Source organism: Pseudomonas sp. EA_65y_Pfl1_P113 (assembly GCF_963970525.1).
In the GTDB taxonomy this organism is placed as follows: Bacteria; Pseudomonadota; Gammaproteobacteria; order Pseudomonadales; family Pseudomonadaceae; genus Aquipseudomonas; species Aquipseudomonas tritici.
In genome coordinates, this window is the sequence record NZ_CAXAQM010000208.1 from 1 (window position 1) to 643 (window position 643).

The 643-nt window shown below is 62.5% G+C and carries 1 pseudogene; it reads right to left on the reverse strand.

Features of this window, described 5'->3' with window-relative positions:
- Positions 1 to 137: 137 nt before the first annotated feature.
- Positions 138 to 643: pseudogene (istA, locus tag AACY52_RS29155) on the reverse strand (IS21 family transposase); the annotation flags it as partial.

Consider the following 643-nt stretch of genomic DNA (forward strand, 5'->3'; position numbering starts at 1 on the left):
GCCGCTTTCCGTCAGACCGTCGATGAAGAAGGTATGCGCGCCTTCCTCGACCAGGCTGTCGTCATACCCTTCCGACGTTAGCACCGTCAGCGTTCGCCGTTCGTTCGATCTTAGCGTACGTAAACTTCACTTTCGTGCAGTGACCCCTTGTTGTAATCGAACCGCACGAGCAGCGTCTTGGAGACGGTCGCGGTGAGCGCATGGAAGCCGTTGAAGGCGGTCGTCGGCAGCCGCATCAGCGCCGCATTCTCGTCGTCGAACACGTCGGCGACGGTCCGCTCGCGCAACTCGGGATGACGATGGGCACTGGCGTGTTCGATGCAGCGATCGAGCAGCCAGGCGTTCAGCTCCTCGTAGCTCGCAAAGCGCAGCCGCGGGGTGAAGAACCGCTCGCGCACGAGTCCGACCTGGTTCTCGACCTGCCCCTTCTCCCAACCCGCAGCCGGTGTGCAGGCGGTCGGCTCCACCAGATAATGGCAGCACATCTGGACGAACCGACGGTTGAACCGGCGCTCCTTGCCGAGGAACACCGCGTCCACTGCCGTCGACATATTATCGTAGATGCCGCGCGTGCAGACGCCGCCAAAGAAGGCGAACGCTCGGGCATGCGCATCGAACACCATCTCCTGTGTCTCGCGCGGAT